The organism is Scytonema sp. UIC 10036, from assembly GCF_009725235.1.
Genome location: NZ_WJFC01000065.1, coordinates 42,896 through 61,851, shown reverse-complemented (window position 1 = coordinate 61,851; position 18,956 = coordinate 42,896). Strand labels below are relative to the sequence as shown.

The 18,956-nt window shown below is 40.5% G+C and carries 21 protein-coding genes and 1 pseudogene; 7 read left to right on the top strand and 15 right to left on the bottom strand.

The window, feature by feature from the left end; translation table 11 throughout:
* Positions 1-75: 75 nt before the first annotated feature.
* Positions 76-1,065: pseudogene (locus tag F7734_RS27550) on the top strand (reverse transcriptase domain-containing protein); the annotation flags it as partial.
* Here the strand turns inward: F7734_RS27550 and F7734_RS27545 are convergent.
* Complete coding sequence (locus tag F7734_RS27545; RefSeq protein WP_155747795.1) at positions 1,035-1,445, bottom strand: hypothetical protein; 411 nt, start codon at positions 1,443-1,445, stop codon at positions 1,035-1,037. The pseudogene F7734_RS27550 and the gene F7734_RS27545 overlap by 31 nt on opposite strands.
* A gap of 69 nt (positions 1,446-1,514) precedes the next feature.
* Here F7734_RS27545 and F7734_RS27540 point away from each other — a divergent pair, with 69 nt between their 5' ends.
* The 6 genes from F7734_RS27540 to F7734_RS27515 all read left to right on the top strand — a co-directional run bounded on the left by F7734_RS27540 (position 1,515) and on the right by F7734_RS27515 (position 7,065).
* Entirely contained in the window at positions 1,515-1,661 is a 147-nt protein-coding gene (locus F7734_RS27540; RefSeq protein WP_155747794.1) for a hypothetical protein, read from the top strand.
* Between the two features lie 399 nt (positions 1,662-2,060).
* Positions 2,061-3,110 (top strand): LLM class flavin-dependent oxidoreductase, encoded by a 1,050-nt coding sequence (locus F7734_RS27535; RefSeq protein ID WP_155747793.1) that lies wholly within the window; start codon positions 2,061-2,063, stop codon positions 3,108-3,110.
* 470 nt (positions 3,111-3,580) lie between these two features.
* A complete protein-coding gene (locus F7734_RS27530) occupies positions 3,581-4,480 on the top strand; it encodes a MetQ/NlpA family ABC transporter substrate-binding protein (RefSeq protein ID WP_155747792.1) in 900 nt (299 codons plus the stop codon).
* Positions 4,481-4,524: 44 nt separating this feature from the next.
* On the top strand, positions 4,525-5,502 hold the full coding sequence (locus tag F7734_RS27525) for an ATP-binding cassette domain-containing protein (protein ID WP_155747791.1): 978 nt from the start codon (positions 4,525-4,527) through the stop codon (positions 5,500-5,502).
* Entirely contained in the window at positions 5,502-6,158 is a 657-nt protein-coding gene (locus F7734_RS27520; protein WP_155747790.1) for a methionine ABC transporter permease, read from the top strand. Before F7734_RS27525 ends, F7734_RS27520 begins: the two co-directional genes overlap by 1 nt.
* A 37-nt stretch (positions 6,159-6,195) precedes the next feature.
* Entirely contained in the window at positions 6,196-7,065 is an 870-nt protein-coding gene (locus tag F7734_RS27515) for a MetQ/NlpA family ABC transporter substrate-binding protein (RefSeq protein WP_155747789.1), read from the top strand.
* Between the two features lie 394 nt (positions 7,066-7,459).
* Here the strand turns inward: F7734_RS27515 and F7734_RS27505 are convergent, their stop codons facing one another.
* From F7734_RS27505 to F7734_RS27440, 14 genes are all read right to left on the bottom strand, one after another.
* Complete coding sequence (locus tag F7734_RS27505) at positions 7,460-7,648, bottom strand: hypothetical protein (RefSeq protein ID WP_155747787.1); 189 nt, start codon at positions 7,646-7,648, stop codon at positions 7,460-7,462.
* A 250-nt stretch (positions 7,649-7,898) separates the two neighbouring features.
* Positions 7,899-8,198 (bottom strand): RNA-binding protein, encoded by a 300-nt coding sequence (locus F7734_RS27500; RefSeq protein ID WP_155747786.1) that lies wholly within the window; start codon positions 8,196-8,198, stop codon positions 7,899-7,901.
* Positions 8,199-8,550: 352 nt separating this feature from the next.
* Positions 8,551-9,693, bottom strand: coding sequence for an acyl-CoA dehydrogenase family protein (locus F7734_RS27495; protein ID WP_155747785.1), 1,143 nt, complete (start codon positions 9,691-9,693; stop codon positions 8,551-8,553).
* 630 nt (positions 9,694-10,323) lie between these two features.
* Entirely contained in the window at positions 10,324-10,992 is a 669-nt protein-coding gene (locus F7734_RS27490; protein WP_155747784.1) for a cadmium resistance transporter, read from the bottom strand.
* A 312-nt stretch (positions 10,993-11,304) separates the two neighbouring features.
* On the bottom strand, positions 11,305-11,703 hold the full coding sequence (locus F7734_RS27485) for a hypothetical protein (RefSeq protein WP_155747783.1): 399 nt from the start codon (positions 11,701-11,703) through the stop codon (positions 11,305-11,307).
* 38 nt (positions 11,704-11,741) lie between these two features.
* A complete protein-coding gene (locus F7734_RS27480; protein ID WP_155747782.1) occupies positions 11,742-12,443 on the bottom strand; it encodes a cadmium resistance transporter in 702 nt (233 codons plus the stop codon).
* A gap of 96 nt (positions 12,444-12,539) precedes the next feature.
* Complete coding sequence (locus F7734_RS27475) at positions 12,540-13,511, bottom strand: prohibitin family protein (protein ID WP_243147121.1); 972 nt, start codon at positions 13,509-13,511, stop codon at positions 12,540-12,542.
* Between the two features lie 32 nt (positions 13,512-13,543).
* Positions 13,544-14,305 carry a DUF475 domain-containing protein gene (locus F7734_RS27470; RefSeq protein ID WP_155747780.1) on the bottom strand — a complete coding sequence of 254 codons (762 nt, stop codon included), beginning with the start codon at positions 14,303-14,305 and terminating at the stop codon, positions 13,544-13,546.
* Positions 14,306-14,488: 183 nt separating this feature from the next.
* Positions 14,489-15,103 carry a hypothetical protein gene (locus F7734_RS27465; RefSeq protein WP_155747779.1) on the bottom strand — a complete coding sequence of 205 codons (615 nt, stop codon included), beginning with the start codon at positions 15,101-15,103 and terminating at the stop codon, positions 14,489-14,491.
* Positions 15,104-15,348: 245 nt separating this feature from the next.
* A complete protein-coding gene (locus F7734_RS27460) occupies positions 15,349-15,807 on the bottom strand; it encodes a DUF1634 domain-containing protein (RefSeq protein ID WP_155747778.1) in 459 nt (152 codons plus the stop codon).
* A 1-nt stretch (position 15,808) separates the two neighbouring features.
* Positions 15,809-16,645: a sulfite exporter TauE/SafE family protein gene (locus tag F7734_RS27455; RefSeq protein WP_166482184.1), complete on the bottom strand. Its 837-nt coding sequence runs from the start codon at positions 16,643-16,645 to the stop codon at positions 15,809-15,811.
* A gap of 342 nt (positions 16,646-16,987) precedes the next feature.
* Positions 16,988-17,935: a HEAT repeat domain-containing protein gene (locus tag F7734_RS27450; protein ID WP_155747777.1), complete on the bottom strand. Its 948-nt coding sequence runs from the start codon at positions 17,933-17,935 to the stop codon at positions 16,988-16,990.
* A 9-nt stretch (positions 17,936-17,944) separates the two neighbouring features.
* On the bottom strand, positions 17,945-18,172 hold the full coding sequence (locus F7734_RS27445; RefSeq protein ID WP_166482183.1) for a ferredoxin family protein: 228 nt from the start codon (positions 18,170-18,172) through the stop codon (positions 17,945-17,947).
* A gap of 20 nt (positions 18,173-18,192) precedes the next feature.
* The gene (locus F7734_RS27440; RefSeq protein ID WP_207714226.1) at positions 18,193-18,927 is read right to left on the bottom strand and encodes a GNAT family N-acetyltransferase; all 735 of its coding nucleotides are present in this window, start codon (positions 18,925-18,927) and stop codon (positions 18,193-18,195) included.
* Positions 18,928-18,956: the final 29 nt, after the last annotated feature.

Sequence of the window (18,956 nt, the reverse complement as noted above, 5' to 3'; positions counted from 1 at the left end):
TCGTAAGCACGGTTCGGCGGGGGCTAGTTGGAAAAGGAGCCAATAATTGGAAACCTCGCTAGCTAGCTACCCACTTTCGACAGGATAAACCACTCAGCAATTATGGACAGACTCATCGCTACTCGCAGCATAAGACAAGGAATCTTCCGATGTCTCAAAGCCGGAGTCAATCTAGAATTCCCTGAACAAGGAACCCCGCAAGGGGGAGTGGTGAGTCCTCTACTCGCGAACATCGCGCTCAACGGAATCGAGGATGTACATAAAACCAAAACCGGAAGCAAACAGGAAGACGGAACCTACATGGCATCACAAGTCATCCGATACGCCGACGATATGGTAGTTATACTCAAGCCCGGAGATGACGCTGAAAAGATACTTGACTCAATCAGTAAGTTTCTCGCCGACAGAGGAATGAAGATTAGCGAAAGGAAGACCAAACTAACCGCTGCGACAGACGGATTTGATTTTCTCGGATGGTATTTCAAAGTGCAATCCAACGGAAAGTTCAGATGTGTCCCATCAACGGATAACTTCAAAAAGTTCCGTCAGAAAGTCAAAGCCGTCGTCAACAACTCAAATTATGGTGCCAAAGCGAAAGCTGAAAAGCTAGCGCCGATAATCAGAGGCTGGAGGAATTACCACCGCTACTGCAAGATGGATGGGTCTAGGTTCTCTCTATGGCACATCAACAACAGAGCATTCAAGGTATTTAATAAGGAAGCAAAACAAACACGCCAATCAGCCAAGAAACTAGTTGAAAAAGCGTTCCCTAAAGTTTCCTACTCCGAAAACAGTTTTGTCAAAGTTAAAGGAAATAAATCCCCCTTTGATGGCGACTTAGTGTACTGGAGCGAGCGTAATAGCAAACTCTACGATAACGAAACCTCTGAATCCCTAAAACGGCAGAACCATACTTGTGCAGCCTGTGGGCTGAAATTCCTAACGGACGAAAGAGTTCATCTCCACCATGTCGATGGGAACCATGCCAACTGGAAGAAACCCAATCTGATAGCAATTCATGAAAGCTGTCACGATTACCTGCACATGAGCAAAACCGCAAGGTAAGAACGTCGGAAGCTGGATGCGATGAAAGTTGCACGTCCAGATTTAACAGAGAGGTGCGGGGTATAATAGCCCCCATCGACTCTAACAATCAGTGTAAGTAGTTTACAGGAGACTTCAATACTTGCTTTGTTTGCATTTTCACGGGTTACTAAAATGCTATTCAGATTTAAGTTACCCAAACTATCAACAATATCTTGAGCAGTTGGATTGGGTTTTGAGGGTCCTTCTCCAAGCAAGTTGTCGCTAGGGGTATTGGGACCTCGCCCTGAATGGAGTACGCCGAGTACACTTCCATCTTCGAGTCTGTAGGTATCGTTTTGAAGAATCTTTGCTTGCCGGACAAGCTCAAAATTGTTAATTGTGTTTCCATTAAACTCCACTGAGTTTAACCGGATATCTCTTGTGGGGTCATTTAATAAATTACCTGTAGGTCGTTAATCGGAGTAGCCGTGACATTAGTTTTAAATGAAAATGGTGTGAATGATGCTGCCATGGTAGGTACTGCGATCGCCAAGGAAGCCATTGACATAGAAGCAGCGATTGTGGCGATCGAGAACGTCTTGGCAAAGATAGTTTTCATTCGTATTTCACCTTAGATAGATATAGAAAATGAACTTGCTTGAAATCAGACAGATAAGTAAGCAAAACAAAGCCGATCGCACAACTAACAGCAGTTTCCACCTAAATGAACCACACCATTGGTAAGGGCGCGGCAGCCTTGCGCCCCTACAAATGTGTGTAAACTCACGCATAAACAAAGCTACAAAATTTTGTCAAATCCAACACATTTTTAAGAGAAAAACTGATAACTTTAAATTTTATTTATCCTCCCCCATTGCTTTTCTCAGCTATTTGTGAAAATATTATAGGACAATACTACACCAAAGCTACCAATTTATCGTAGTTTTTAAACACCAATAAGTCGTGCGTTAAAAGTTCTATCGACCTCAAACGCCAGAAGATATTACCCCCTAGTCAAAGAGGGTTGTAGATCTATGTCTCAGCCACGCTACGGGATTTGGATTCCCGTTTACGGTAATTGTGGCGCGATGAACCACCCCCAAGAACCTTGTGAAGCCAGCTACAAAAGGGCAAAGCAGCTCATCCAACTGGCAGAAGCATATGGGTTTACTACCACTCTCATCGCCGAACACATTATTAATCCTAGAAATCAAGAATTAGATCAGCTAGAAACTTGGACAACCGCAGCCGCCTTAGCGGAAGCAACTCAATCCATTGAAATCATCGCTGCAGTTAAGCCTTTGCTATTTCATCCGGTCGTTCTAGCAAAGATGGCATTAAATATTGATGCGATTAGCAACGGACGATTTGCAATCAATTTAGTCAGTGCCTGGTTTATGCCAGAGCTGCAAAAGTCTGGTATAAATTTCCTTCCCCACGATGAGCGTTACCGTTATTCCAAGGAGTGGCTTCAGGTCGTGAAAGCGCTGTGGAGCGGGGAACGAGTGAATTTCCAAGGCGATAGTTTTTATATTACTGATTTATGTTTGCGCCCGCGTCCGGTAGCACACCCTCATCCCCGTGTATACCTGGGGGGAGAGTCAGACGCTGCAAAAAATCTAGCAATGCAAGCAGCAGATGTGTTTTTTCTAAATGGTCGTCCGTTAGAAGTGGTGCGGGAAACCATTGCTGATGTGAGAAAGCGAGCTCGGCAAAAATCTCAACCCCTACAGTTTGCTATGTCAGCTTTTGTTATTGCCCGACCTACTGACACCGAAGCTCAAGCAGAATATGAATATCTTCTTGAACTCACAAAAAAAGACGACAGAACCGAGTTGTTGAAAGGTGTCGAGCCAGAGGTAGTTATGTTTAAAAATATGGCGAAGTATGTAAGTGTAGGAAGCAATGGTGGTACAGCAGCAGGGCTAGTTGGAAGCTATGATACTGTAGCAGCAAGAATTGCAGATTTTGTCGGCGTGGGTATTGATACTTTCATGCTGCAATTCCAACCTTTTGCCCCAGAAATGAAACGGTTTTCTGAAGAAGTCATGCCGCGAGTGCGTTCTTTGGCACTTGTAGCTTAACCTGCAATCCTTTGTCAAAAGTTTTCTCTCTGTTATTTCCCCCCTATTTCAGGGGGGCTTTTTGAAAATTAGTATGTCACGAAATATCTAATTTATGCATTTTTTAATGACTCATTCAGAGATAAGCAGCTTGTGGTATTTATTCACTCAACCTGAAATTCAAGCTTTTACTGTCCTATTTTTTATTAGCTTCTGTTTAGGTATAGGAATTGCGTTCCTGCACAAAAATCCTTCCAAGCAGGTTATTCAGACACCACAAAACATTCATAAGAAAAAATTTAATTCAAACTCTAAGAAGATGCATTCACAATAGCTTTAATCTAGCACTTCCCAGTCTATTGAGGTACAAATTTATCAGCATCCATCAGCGTTCATCAGCGGTTAGTTCTTTTTTCTTGTACCTCACGAAAGTGATAATTTCCATATCTATGCTCAAGATAAAAAATAAGTTTTAAATCCTGAAAATATTGATGATAGGCGATCGCATGAATTTCAAAATTAACCGCCGCTTCTTTCTCATAGCAGCCACTTCCTTCACTGCTACAGTCTTTACTAGCTGTAGTGTACTTCAAAATAACGGCACAACTAACACAGCATCCAATCCCACTGCTAAAACAGCTGCAAATGCAGTTGTCACTGGGACTAAAGCGAAAATCAAAGTAGGAGTGACACCCGTACCTGCAGGGGAGATTTTGGAATTTGTGAAAAAAAATTTGGCACCGCAAGCAGAATTAGACATTGAAATCGTGACATTTAACGATTCAGTACAAAACAACACTGCTTTGAAAGATGGGCAAATCGATGCTAATTACTTCCAACATATCCCCTTTATGGAAGATTTTGGCAAGCGGAAAAACATAAATATGTACGCCTTTACTCCCCAAATACATTTGAATCCTGTGGGAATATTTTCTAAAAAACATAAATCTCTCGCAGAAATTCCCCAGAATGCTTTAGTTGCAATTCCTGATGATGTTAGCAATGCTCATCGCGCCCTCAAGGTGTTAGAAGAAGCAAAGTTAATCAAGCTCAAACCAAATGTTCAACCAGCGAGTCCCAAAGATATCATTGAGAATCCAAAAAATCTGCAAATCAAAGAAATACCCGGTTCCCAAGCAATCCCGACTCTACCTGATGTAGATTTATCTGGAATTACAGGTAATTGGGTTGTGCAATCGGGTATGAAGACAGATAAAGACGCATTGGCAATTGAGTCTGCTCAAAATCCACTTTATGCAGTGACTCTAACCACATTAGCTGGAAAAGAAAAAGACCCTAGAATTCAAAAACTTCATAAATTGCTACGGGATGACAAAGTGAAGCAGTTTATTAAAGACAAGTATCAAGGCGCTGTGCTTCCAATTCCTTAATTGAAAAAAACAGAGATTCTCAGAATACACAAGGATGTTTGTATATGATTGAGTTGATTGATATACACAAAATCTATCATCAAGGCGAACAAAAAGTAGTGGCATTAGATGGTGTGAATTTGCAAGTTAAAGCAGGTGAAATATTTGGTGTTTTAGGACAAAGTGGAGCAGGTAAAAGTACTCTAATTCGCTGTGTCAACCAGTTAGAAAAGCCAACATCGGGTTTTGTAAAAGTCAATGGTCAAGAAATGACAATGCTTTCTGGTGCTGCTTTGCGTCAAGCACGCCAACGCATAGGCATGATTTTTCAACACTTTAATTTACTCAGTTCAAGAACTGTAGCAGAAAACATCGCTTTTCCCCTAGAAGTGATGGGTTATAGCAAATTGAAGCGTAAAGCAAAAGTAGAAGAATTACTGGGGCTAGTGGGTTTGGAAGGTAAAGCAAATGCTTATCCAGCACAACTTTCTGGAGGACAAAAACAACGGGTTGGTATTGCGCGATCGCTGGCGGGGGAACCAAAGGTATTACTCTCTGATGAAGCCACCTCAGCCCTCGATCCCCAAACCACTCGCTCAATTCTAGAACTATTGCGCGACCTTAACAAGCGCATGGGATTGACGATATTACTGATTACTCATGAAATGGGTGTCGTTAAGCAAATTTGTGATAGTGTGGCGATACTCCATGCTGGTAAGATCGTTGAACAAGGACGCGTCAGCGATTTGGCATCTCGACCTGATTCAAAGTTAGCCAAGGAGTTTTTTCCGCGTTGCAAAAACTATGCACCTCGTCCGGGGACAATTCTAGCAACTTTGGCATTTGCTGGCGAAGTTGCTAGATATCCTATATTTGCTACCTTGGCACGTCGCTTTGATGTTGATGTCAATATCCTGAATGGTAGCGTCGAAACTCTAGGCGATCGCCCTGTCGGTCAGTTTCAAGTCGAACTTGCTGGAGTCAAGGTAACGCAAGCACTGGAATACTTACACGACTCAGAATATACAGTTGAGGTACATTAATGCAAGGATCGGAACTGCTGAACAGTTTGTGGCAAGCTACACTGGAAACTTTTTATATGGTGGGAATCTCAGCTGTTGTGGCTGTCTTGTTGGGTTTGCCTCTGGGTTTGTTACTAGTTATGACAAGTCCTGGAAACTTTCTCAACTCTCCCAAACTGAATCAGATCCTCAGTGCGATCGTCAATACTGGACGCTCTTTCCCCTTTATTATTTTACTTGTAGTCCTCACACCCCTAACGCGATTAATAGTTGGCACTTCTATCGGTAGTACTGCTGCACTCGTTCCCCTCACTCTTGCTGCTATTCCCTTCTTTGCCCGCATCGCTGAGACTAGCATTCTTGAAGTTGATAAAGGATTAGTGGAAGCAGCAGAAGCAATGGGCTGTAACTATTGGCAAATTGTCCTTAAAGTTCTCATTCCAGAAGCTTTACCCTCTCTTGTTTTAGGCATGACAATTTTAATTGTCAGTCTTCTCAATTCTTCAGCAATGGCTGGCGCAGTGGGTGGTGGTGGCTTGGGTAATTTAGCCATTCAATATGGCTATCAACGGTTTGATGTCGGAGTCATGTTCGCCACAATTGTAGTGCTGATTTTTCTTGTGCAACTCATCCAGTTTTTAGGTGATTTGCTAGCACGACAATTGAGAAAAAAATAATCAGCTTGTCATAGCAGCTTAGGAACCATACAAACTCATGAAACCACTTATGAACGAATACCATAATTTAGCCCCTTTAACAACAACTGGTCGCCGTTTTGTTCTCACAGCAGGAACTGTATTCACTGCATCGCTCGTGTTTGCTGGTTGCAGCCGACTTTTAGGAACAACCTCCACAACTGAAGGAGAAGATATCATTAAAGTTGGAGTTACCGGAATAGTTTCTGAAGATATTTTAAAGTTTGTTAATAAGAATCTTCTTCAACAAGAAAAATTAAAAATTGAGGTTGTAAAATTTAATGACTGGATACAGCCAAATACAGCATTAAGAGACAAATTCATTGATGCCAATTTCTTTCAACATAAACCTTTTATGAATAATGCTATTAAAGAACTAAAAATCAATTTGGTAGCATTGAACACAATTTATTTAAATACACTTGGTCTTTTCTCTAAAAAATTCAAATCAGTGAACGAAATTCCCCAAAATGCAACTGTCACAATTGCCAATGATGTCATTAATAATGACCGAGGACTCAGGTTATTAGCAGCTAATGGTCTAATTAAACTTAAAGAAAATGCTAAAGAATTTGTGACTCAACGGGATATTGCCGCCAATCCCAAAAGCTTGAAAATTAAAGAGGTAGAAGGGGTACAAGTTGTTCGAGCCATTAATGATGTAGACTTCATTGTTTCCTCGGCTCAAACTGTTGCTCTTGCAGGAATAGAACCTCATTCTATGGGACAAGAAACAGCTAAGGATAAGAAATATGCTTTGGCATTAGTCACATTACAGGGTCGAGAAAACGAAGCAAAGATTCAAAAGTTAAACAAATTGCTTGTTCATCCCAGTGTTAAAGATTTTATCAATAAAGAATATAAAGGAAGACTGATTCCCGTTTGGTAAATGTTGAGTCATCAGCTATTAGCATCTTGCGGAAAGTCAATAACTAGATCGTTTTGATGCTGGTGCAAGATAGGAGCTAGTTATCTATGGAATTGAAAGTCCTTTTCGAGTTCCCAAAGCAATACTGTGTAGGTTTTGCTAAAAAAATAAAAATGCCGTCACTTATTCACCGCGTTCACTTATGATGAATCTAGTCAATAACATAGTACCTAAGAAAAACAGACCTCTCTAGATTCATAGAGGTCTGTTTTCTATCCGAATGCTGTTAATGAAGTATAAACCTATTCAAGGTACCAGTATATGCAGAAGCAAGCTGTTTCACTGGCAGAGGCAGCAAGGCATTTAGGCGTGAGTCAGAGTACTTTGTATGTGGCTGTACAAAAGGGTCAAATCTTCAATCTCGGATGCTCAGAATTTTCTGCTCCAAATAATGCTGAAGCAAACGATCGCTCTTAATAAATTGCCGTATTTCATTGACCTGCTCACTGCTAATTTCAGTCACTCCAGGAACAAAACATATTCCCAAAATAAATATTTGCGGTGGGAGATATTTCCCGGTTAGTTTATAATTTACTGTTGCCATAAGCTCACCATTTCTTTTCAAACAAAAGAAAGCTACTCGTCTTCGTCTCCTGGCGATCGCTCACTTTTGCTTTGTTGTGCGTTCCACTCCAAAACAATGCGTTCCACCAGAGATTGCTTGCAGTGGTTTTTACCATAGACACGAGGTGAAAGTCGTACTTATACGCTCAAGCCTGACTACCTTATTTGCTACTCAACCCAATGAATTTACTGGACTCATGAGTTAGCTTAAACAGCTAAATTTATTTTCCTTAATAGTGGTTACGAAAACCCTTATTTCCTCGATTACCATCAAACGAGCCTCTTTCTTCTCTAGGTTTAGCCTTGTTCACTTTTAAGTCACGTCCCATCCACTCTGCACCATTAAGCGCATCAATAGCAGCTGTTTCTTCAGCATCTGTACCCATTTCTACAAAACCAAAGCCGCGTAAACGACCTGTTTCACGATCTGTAGGTAGCTGAACTCGCTTGACAGAACCGTATTCTGCAAACACAGCATTCAGACGTTCTTCTGTAACTTCATAAGAAAGATTGCCTACATAAACTGACATACATTGTCTCCCAAATCATAAATGTGTGGAGATTTAAGTTTCGGAGAAAAGTTTGCCAATACCAAAAACAAAAAGCCTGTTAATACTAAAAACAAAAGCTGTTAACCGAACTAAGTCTCATCTCCGATCATGGCATAGTAAATAACTTTACAGAGAGGTAACGAGAAAAACGTTATATAAAGTTATATAAACAATTAAGCTCTAAGTATACTCCAAGATAGAAACTTAGATGCGATACGACGATCACCCCCAGAGTGTACAGGGAGAAATGACCTGGCGGTAAAGGATGAGATATTCTCATTAAAGCAGAGAAAACATTCATTGAAACATACCTTCACCATTTTTAGGAAATTCAGACGAGATTTTTCATTGCCAATGCTGATTTACCCAAGGACAAACAAATCACATCATTTTGGGGTGTGTGAATGCGGCTACAAAGAACATCTCGATAATGTCTTTCTAGAGGATTATTTTTAGATAACCCTGGATTACCAATCAGTTCGAGTGCAATTTGTACGGCACGAATGGCGTTGCTTGTCGTTAAATATTTTACCGTTTGGGCTTGTAAATTCACATTGGTATCGCGTTCACCTTTATCGATATCCGTTGCTAAACTGTAAATGAGTCGATTGTTAGCATATAATAATGCTTCAATTTCACCTACAGATGTTTGGAAGCGTGGTAAAGTGGCGAGACTTGCACCTAAGTTGGTGGGCGAGCGCTCATTCAAATACCCAACTAACCAATTTCGCGCTGCCGTCGCTACTCCTTGGTACAATGCACTCAGGAACAAACTGCCACCAGCTACCATCAGCGGATTGGCAGGTGACCACCCTTTGAGAGGACGGATATCCAAGGAATACTCTGTTGGAATGCAGACATTTTCTAAGATGAGATCGTGGCTACCTGTTGCCCTCATTCCTAAATGATCCCAAGTTTCTACAATCCTTACACCAGGGAGATCGCGTGGTACAAGAAAACTGCCTACTAGCGGCTCTTCGTCATCTGTCCGCGCCCACACCACAAAATAACTTAAAATCGGACTGCCCGTGGTGTATTGTTTGTGACCAGTCACCAGCCACCCATCAGGTATCCGTTTGGCGATAGTTGCAGGTAGCCCACCTCTGGCGGGCGTGCCTAATTCTGGTTCCACGCGAGCAGCATTCAGTAAGGCAATACCATTGACAGACTCGCGGCAAAGTCTCTCGTAAACAGCAGGATGCCAGCGCCGAGTCCGAGCAGCGTTAGCATGTTGTAAGTAGTGCATTGTCAGCACTAGAGCGGTGGAAGCATCACCAGTTGCGATCGTTTCAATGACTCGACAAACTGTGGAATAACTAGCAGCTTGACCGCCAAATTCCACTGGTACAGTTAAACTCAATAGCTGTGCTTGGTGGAGGGCATCAAAGTTTTCAAAAGGAAAAGAAGCATCTCGGTCATAAGCAGCAGCACGAGTGGCAAAATCAGCCGCTAGGCGTTCAACAACCTCAAACATAGCGATCGCTATATAAACTTGATTTTAATAAAGTACTATAAATCTATAAATTTACAGTATTTTTAATAGATACGATACCATCTTTTCACTTCAAAAATCAAGTTAAAGTGCAGTTTGAGAGCATTGTAGGTAAATTCATCCCTATTGACACAATAACTGACAGTATCAGAACATACTTAATTAATGGCAAGTGTTTATATGTTCAAAAAGCTGTAATAGCGTTGGGGAATTTTCTATATCTTTATACCTAGGCTACTTCCCTTTAGCATCTATTACAGAAAAAACTAGTTCTTGTATAACTAGCACAGATATAATGTAAGTGATTAAAGCTACCTTAACTTCGCTAAGATGCCATAAATACAAAGTAATTGGTGGAATACAGAGAATAATACCAAGTAAAAACTCAATCAACAAACGGTTCTTAGATTTATGCATGGAGTAGATAGCCCCAATAAAGATCCATTCTGTTTGTTTTACAATATTCTAACAGTAAGTCAAGTTAAAAACTATTAAGCACCGTCCTACTGATAGGACATACAACACGGTGAAGGTGCTTATTTTTTCTGGAATTTGTAGCCATAGTAACCGCAGCTACACATACAAATATGTTAGCGAACAAAAACACAATTCTTATGAGAAAAGCGTTGCGAGACCAGGTATAAGTTGAAACGTTCCACTTTTCATCATGATGGAAAACCCAAGCCAAATTAACACAAACGGAAAGATTTTTCGACCATAGCGGGTTATAACTGGAGCCATCACAGGATTACGAGTCATGTTGTAAGAGAGGAAGCACCACAATCCAACAGTCAAATAGCAAACACACACAATCACGCCCAGACTGGGAAGATCGCTAGTCGCAAACAACGGCACGTAAATGCCAATATTGTTTCCTCCATTGGCAATGGTGACTGCCGAAACGCGGTAAGTTTGAGGATCGCTTAAAGTTGCTAATAATGATTTTTTCCGATGCCTAGATTTAACTGAATGACCAAAGTCAACTGACACATCTTGTACAGCTTCATTTTCTCGACTCATCAGATTACTGATACCAATTATAATTGGGAGGATACCAAGCAATCCAATCCAAGCTTCTGGAATAACTAAACCACCTAAGAAACCGGGGAGACTAGCAATCACCAATAGAGTAAATCCAACAAATTCACCAAGAATAACGTGCTTGGGACGAAAGATCTGGTTGACTTTTCCAAAGAAAGCCGTCAAGTAGATGTTATCGTCAAAGGTAGTTGCAAAAGCAACAGATATCCCTGTAATTAATGTAGCAATTAGCCAATTCATAAGCGTTGTTACAATGATTCAAAGTTGCTTGTGGTTTGCTCTATTTTCAGAAGTCAGTGTGGTTTAGGAGAGAGTTTATCTTTAATGGGTAGCGCTTGCTTGTCAATATTAGGTTGTCTCCCCAACGAAAGCAATTATTATTACTTTTTAAAAAGATAAACAAAATTTATGGAAAATTCTTTGTTAAAAGAGTTAGCTCTTTGTGCTTGAGGGGGAAGTTCGGCTTCATAAGAGAATTATTAACAACTTGGTTAGATACAGCTAAGTACAGACCGATAAGAACTCCTGTAAAACCCAAGCAGTTAGAGAAACTTAAGCCCAAAAAATTCCAGCACATAGGAGTAGCAATAGATCGTGACTCGTATACGACTGCTGTTTAACAGGTCGATCGCTGAAAAATCGTTGACGTATTGCTTTGTATCCAGACAACAATCCAAAAACTAAACTAGCGATCCAAAAGCGATTAAATATAGTCACATTGGAGCTGAGTTCTACTTCACTCAATTTAATCAAGATGGAACCAGAAGAGATAACACTTACACCTAAAAACAACAAAGCAAATGCTTTTATCTTTTGAGCTAAAAAATTCAGGTTTTCTTTAGAACTTACCCATGAACTAGGTAGGCAAGAAATGCAAGCGTCGTAAAACTTAGAAAGTAATGGGCGAGGGTTAATTAACAGAGACATTGAAAGACGGATAATCGCAAACATGATGATTTATTTTTCCTAACAATACAGTTCGTGTTGAGTTATGCAGAATATCGGAAAGCATCCCTAGCCTCTACCATCAAACATAAACCGATAAGTCCTACCGCAATAACAGTTAAACCGCGATTTTCTAAAGTATGGCTGTGAATCAGAATGAAGCTCCCCAATCCTATTAGGACAAAAGGAACAAAATAACTGCCGTAGCGGGTGAAAAGTAGGGCAAGCGTTGGGAGGTGAGTCAATCGATAAGCGGCGTAGCACCAAACCGCAACTAATGAAAAGAAAACTGTCAAAATAATTCCCAAATCTTCCCACGTACTGCTAGCAAATAATGGCACGTAGATACCGAGATTATCGCCGCCATTAGCGATGGTAACAGCAGCGACTCCATAAGTTTGGGGTGAGAACAAGCTAGAGTACCAGGAATTTTGAGACTGTTCTGTGGGGAGTGGAGTTTCGTCTTCATGACTCTGCGGATTGAGCAAGCGATTTATACCAATAGCAATTGGAACCGTACCCAAAAGTCCAATCCAAGCTTCTGGAAATAACCTACCACCAAAGAAACTAGGTAAACTCGCCAGCACGAGTGCTGTAAAACCGAGATACTGTCCTACAACTATGTGGTGATGACGAAAAGTTGCATTGGCTTGTGAGAAAAACAGTAGCAGAACGACAATATCGTCTAAATTGGTAGCAGTGAAGGCAGCAAAGCCAGTTGAAATCGCGCTGATGAAGTCATCCATTTTGGATTTTAGATTTTAGATTTTGGATTGAGAAACTCATGCCTAGACTTGATTTCAACCAACTATCTGTCGCATTCTTTGTTCAAATTGGTATAATTATTTTTCATGAAGAAGTGCAGAAGTCAGTTCAGAACGAGATTCGACTCTTTCTTGATTGGGATTTTTCTGGGCTGCTTTGACAATTTCATCAAGTTCTAATTGAAAGAGTCTGGTATTGTCACCACCACCTGCTGAGATCCAAGGCATTCTACCATCCCATTTCGCGATCGCTTGTCTTTGTAAAATTGCTGGTGTTAGAGACTTAACAATTAATTGGTGGGCTTGAGCTTCTCCTCGAGCTAAATTGACTTTTGCTGTGGCTTGATTTTCTGCTTTCATAGCTAGAAATCCCGCACGTTTGGCTTCTTGTTCGGCAATTTGTTTGGCTTCTACTGCCTTATTAAACTGTTGTGAAAATTGAATATTTACCAGAGAAATATCATCTATGTCTAGATGGTAAGTTCCTAATCGAGACGTTAAAGCTTTATCGACTTCAGCTTTTACCTCTGTACGTGTCGTGATAATTTCTTCAGCTGTATACCTTGCCATGACTGCTTTTAAGACTTCTTTGACAGCCGGATTAATAATGCGATGAACAATAGCTTGTTGATTTCCTACCTGCTGAAAAACTAAGTTCACTTTCTCCGGAGCTATGTGCCAATTCAAAGCGACATCTGTGTGAACATTTTGCAAATCTTTAGATAAAGCCTCTGTAGAAATTTCCTGATTCTGCACTCTCACGCTTAGCTTCTCTACAGTATTAACAATTGGGAGTACCGAATGAATTCCTTCACTAAGAATTTCCGGTTGTACCTCTCCAAACCTCATCAGGACTCCTCGCTGCCCTGGATTGACAATTACAAAAAAGCTACAAATGATAGTTAAAGCGCATAGGAAAAAAACAATTCTAACAAGAGCTTGAATGTCTTTATTGGGTGGAGAAGTAGAATTGACTTCCTTCAAATTATCTTTACCGCTTATCGTCTCTTCAATTTCTAAAACAGCAGTTTGATTAGAATTCTCTGTCATGATTTCTCTCCTCATCACTTCAATTCTTGGAACTAAAACAAAATTTTTCTCCTTTTTTTTTCTAAGTTGTCAACACTGAATACAGACTCAACTTCTGGTGTCACACGCTTAGAAAATCCCCAGGTAAATAGAACTACAATCAGTGTGAGCATTATCCATTGAGGCGGTACATGGTCTGGAATTAATGCTTTAAACATTAATCTAATTCCTACGCCAAATACTGTTAAATAAGCAGCATCTAGCAAATAAGCATACTCAGAAAGCCAACGCACAAACAAGCCCGCCATAAATCTGAGAGCAATCATACCAATGATGCAACCAGTCATCACCAACCATGTCTGACTGGAGACTGCTACTGCAGCTGTGACACTATCTAGAGAAAATGCCAGATCTGTCAAAGCAATTAAGAGAATAATTTGCCCAAATGCACAATTTCTCTGTTTTGTAGAGCGATCGATGTGTTCTTCTACAGTTGCATTGGGAACAAAATAGTTCCAAAAATGCTTTAGAGATAACCACAAAAGATAGAGCGCACCACCTAATTCAAACTGCCAAAACTGAATAACCCATGTAGCTGTAAACAGTAAAGAAATTCGCAAAATCAAGGCAATGATTAATCCCCAATTTAAAGCTCTCTGTTGAAGTTCTGGTTCTTCAATATCTTGAGCTATAGCTGCTAAGGCAACTGCATTATCAGCAGAGAGAACAGTTTCTAATGCAACTAGTACTAGTAAAATTCCAATTGTCTTGATTGATAAGTCTACACTGAGGTGTCCGGTTAACTGTTCTAACATTTTATTTCTCCAACGATCGCTATACTTAGAGCTTGATTACTGAATAGTTTTTTGAGAGAAAGAGAGGCTAGAATTGGAAGTTCACATATTTTCAATCGCAGATGTCATCAATTCTAGTCCTCTACTAGTCCCTGAGAAAATTAATTCAATCTCTCTGGGATCGCTTTTGTCACAATGTCAGAATTAGCCATTATCCCCACCAGTAAATGTATTAGGAATGCGAGTCTCAACAAAAGCTTGCGATACATTTGGAATAAACCAGTCCTTATCACCTGGTTTTACAACTTTAGGATTGGGAAGATTTAATTCCAATTCAGATGTATCTGGGTTTTTCTTGACTAAAAGTTGTGTACCATCCATAATTTTGATAGCAACAGCACTACTTTTATCTAAGGAAGCAACTTTGACATCACTAGGCAGGTAAATACCTTGACAATCCCATTGATCTGGTGTCGTTTGCCCATTTCCTAAGAAGTAAAGTTGATTGGCACTGCCAGATTCCTCAGACTCTTCGCTACCAGTACCGTAGATTGCTAGGTTAGCACCAGTCTCATTGCGGCATTGTCCCCAAGCTGTCCCTGACTCTATCGCTGCTTTTTGAAACTCTAATTCATCAATTTGGCGTTGCACATTTGCGGGAATATTACCTTCAGCATTGTTCCTCAACTCTTTGATGGTTTTTGTCACTTCAATGTAATCGGGATTTTCCTTGTAGCTAGGATCTGCCCAAGAAGGCTGTGCGACAAGTAAATTCACGAACAAAACTGCTACTGCAAGTACAATTTTGAAAAGTTTCATGATTTTTCCCTTTTGAGAAATATGAGGTTTATTGGCAAACTTGAAGGCAGACTGGCTCATTGACATTTAAAGCTGAATTGTGTTAATAGGAGAATTTGTTGTCGTCTGCACGTGAAGAAATCAATTATGCTGTCTTGGTTTCAATCTATTTGAAAGCTTAGTTTTACTTTAGGTTTTCTAGCTTTTAGAAGCAAACAGATTTTTTTTTGAAACCAATAATTTTCAGTTATGAAAGTTCTACAGAATTAATATGCTGCTATAAAGCTATAAATAAGCCCTGAGAGTGCAAGCAATGTCATTACTGTGTAGATCGAGTCTCTTTGCTGTACAAAAGCACAAACTGAAAGTGCTACGCGAATCACAGGAATAGCTATTAATTGTAAAAGCCCAAATACAATAATACTATTATGGTTCCCTGACAAAATGCCTTTAAGGACAAGGTTGGGGGCATCTAAAACTGATGGTTGTCCTAAAAAAAACTGATAGTTAACTGGTTCTGTCCCAGAGCGAATTAAGTAGAGAATTCCACCCAATAAGACTGTAAAGCAAGCAATGAAAATGCCAAACTTTAAGAAATTGCCAAGAAACTGTTCAAATTGCTGTTCGCTAGATGTTTTCGTACAGTCAGTTTGAAATGCGGATTCAGAGATATTGCGTTCATCATTATCTTCACTGTGAATCTGATGAAAATTGGATAGATGCATCTTATAATCCTCCTGCTAGACTGTTGTAAACCATTTTCAATGCCATGACTGCTAACATTAGACTAAAGACTATTCTGAGAGTTTGAGTATTAGCCCCAACTAAAACTTTGGCTCCTAACAAAGCACCAGGTAAGACACCCAACATTACTGGCATCGTCACTCCCGGCTCGATATAACCCCACGCTAGGTATACACCCGCCGATGCGGCTGCTGTCACACCAATCATAAAATTACTAGTGCTTGTGGAAACTTTAAACGGGATACCCATAGCTCGATCCATTGCCAAAACTTTGAATGCTCCCGAACCAATGCCAAGTAAGCCAGAAATTACTCCAGCAATTACCATTACACAAAACCCAATTGATACAGAATAAACTTGGTAAGACATGAGTCCAACAGGAGTTGGATAGGTACTATTGAGCTTGAGATTAATTGCTAGGGGATCGGGTGACTTATTGTCAGTGTGTTCGGATCTGGGTTGTCCTGACAGGTAAGCTGAATAAAGTAGAACAATAGCAAGCACGATTGTGAGCGCTTTGACAGAAATTAAAGAAGCTATCATTGCTCCAATGAGTGCTCCGGTTATTGTTGCTACTTCTAAAAACATTCCTAACCGCAGATTAGTGTAGCCTTTCTTAATATATGTAGATGCTGCAGCGCAAGAAGTTGCGATGACAGACACGAGTGAAGCACCAATAGCGTATCGGATATCAATTCCAAATACCGAAGTTAATAAAGGAACAATAACGACTCCACCCCCTAAGCCAGTCAGTGCTCCTAAAAAGCCAGCTATGAATGAGCCAATACAAATTAGCAGCGAAAATTCTAGGATGTTCACAATTCATCCCCCTTTTTTGATGTATGCACAGAAAGACTACAGTTTTCTGATTGCGATTTTTATTTGCATGAAATTATTGATAGCAATGCCAAAAAAATCACTTCAAGTTCGGCACTAGTAAAATCCATAGAAATCTCTTTCTATTACTGGACTTTTGCTTGTTGCCTCGACTTGAATTGGTCAGTTCTACTGTTGTTCAAATTTCTTTTTTCAGTTAATTTTTACTTTAGAGGTTTTCAGTCAATTCAATCAAATATTTTTCTTTATAAAAAAAATAATCAAAAGTTATTCCTTCAGCGTTCGCGAAGCGCAAGCTTTACCCAGCTTATCGCTATGTCCGCCTCAATTAATCTTTTGAATTGCTCGTTGAGCTTGTATACTCACTTCTCTGTCGGGATCGTCTAGTGCTTGCTTGAGGGCGTAGAGGGCGTTAGGATCGCTCAGATAACCGAGAGCGATCGCTGCCTCTTTTCTAACATCTGAATATTTATCGGTCAATGCTGCAATCAGTGCAGGTAATAATTTGGTATCTGGTAATTTGTGCAACACTTGTATGGCAAATTTCCGAACTTGCCAGTGTTCATCCTTCAAAGCTTTTTCGACAAATGGAATTGCTTTAGGATGAGCGTGAATTGCGAGAGACTTAGCCGCATTGCGACGCACTTGCCAATCTGTGTCAGAAGTTAGCGATTGACTGAGTAAGTCCACAACACCTTCATCAGCTAAATGCCCTAAAGTCAGAGCAGCTTCACGGCGTACATTATCTTTTGAGTCATTTAACAGAAGTAAAGCTTGTGGACATTGCTTGACTTGATTGAGATAGCGGAGAGTTGTGACAGCAGTTTCTCGCAGTTGGGGATGCTCTGATTCAAAAAAACTGAGTACCGCAGGAAATGACTGAGCATCATGAATCTTCCGTAAGAGAATCAGCACATTCAGTTGTAAGTTAATGTCCTGTTGCTGTAAAGCGCTGAGCAACAATTGCAAATGTTCGGAGGATACTAGCTCACCCATGGCTGACAATGCTTCGCTACGAATGTCTTCTTCCGGTGAAGCCAGACATTCCAGTAAAGCGGGAACGGCAACGGGATTGCCTAGCTCCCATAAAGCTGTTACGGCAATTTTTTGTACAGTAACGCTTTTGTCTTTTAATACAGCAATAAGAGCATCAGTTGCATCTTCGTCTCCTAAATGTTGCAGGGCTTTAACTGCAACAAGGCGATCGCTTTCGTTGGGCGATCGCAACATTTCCAACCATTGATTTAATTCAGATTCTGAATCCACAGTCATTTGAAAATCTCACCGCAATAAAAAAGGAATTTGAACTGTAATTGCGTTTGTTGGGCATTCCTTCTGACAGGGTAAACAGAACCAACACTCGTCGTATTTCATATACGCTTTGCCCGTTTCTGGGTTTTTTGCCAAAACATCTAGGGGACAAACCTCAATACAAGCCGTACATTTCTCCAGGCATTTGGACTCATCAACAATAACTGGAACATCGACTCTTTGGTTGGTTAAAGCCACAGTCTGACTCCATTAATTTGTTACAAAGTTGTATTATTTTTTGGGTGTTCCGAATATTTTTGACCCCACCCTAACCCTCCCCTTGTAAAGGGGAGGGAACCGGATTTTTCTTGTTTCCCCCCTTTATAAGGGGGGACTAAGGGGGGTAATAATGTGATTAAAATGACAGCCAACCACTTTTCAAACATCCTCTTAGAAAAGCTGTTTTCCATAAATGAGTTGTTCATACAGTGAAACTTCCATGTAGAAGCAGTAACACGGAATAGTACGTGAAGTAAGTTGGCTTTGATAAAGTCGCGCTCATATTTGAATCCCAACTTCTTCATTACCTTCTGTGATGCTTGGTTCGTTGTCATGGTGTAGCAGACTACATCCGCCAAACCAAGTTGCTCAAAACCTAGCGTCAAGATAACCTCACCGATCTCTGTCGCTAGCCCTTGTCCCCAGAATTCAGGCATTAGTGCATAGGCTAACTCTACCTCGTCTTTACCATCTACTTGGGTGTTCCTAAGCCCACCGCGACCAACAAATCCACCGTTAGCTTTGTCTCGAAACATCCATAATCCAAAACCGTAACAGTTCCAATGGTTTAGGTTTGTTTGGAGAAACTGCCGTGTTACATTATTGGTGCGGATACCACCCAGAGTCGCCATTACCATAGAATTGCTATGCATAAGACAAAGTTCAGTGTAATCCTCAACACACAGACGATTTGCCTTCAGGCGTTTAGTATTAAATGTTTCTAGCAATTGCATAAGAACTTGACTCTGGCTTCGATGAACAG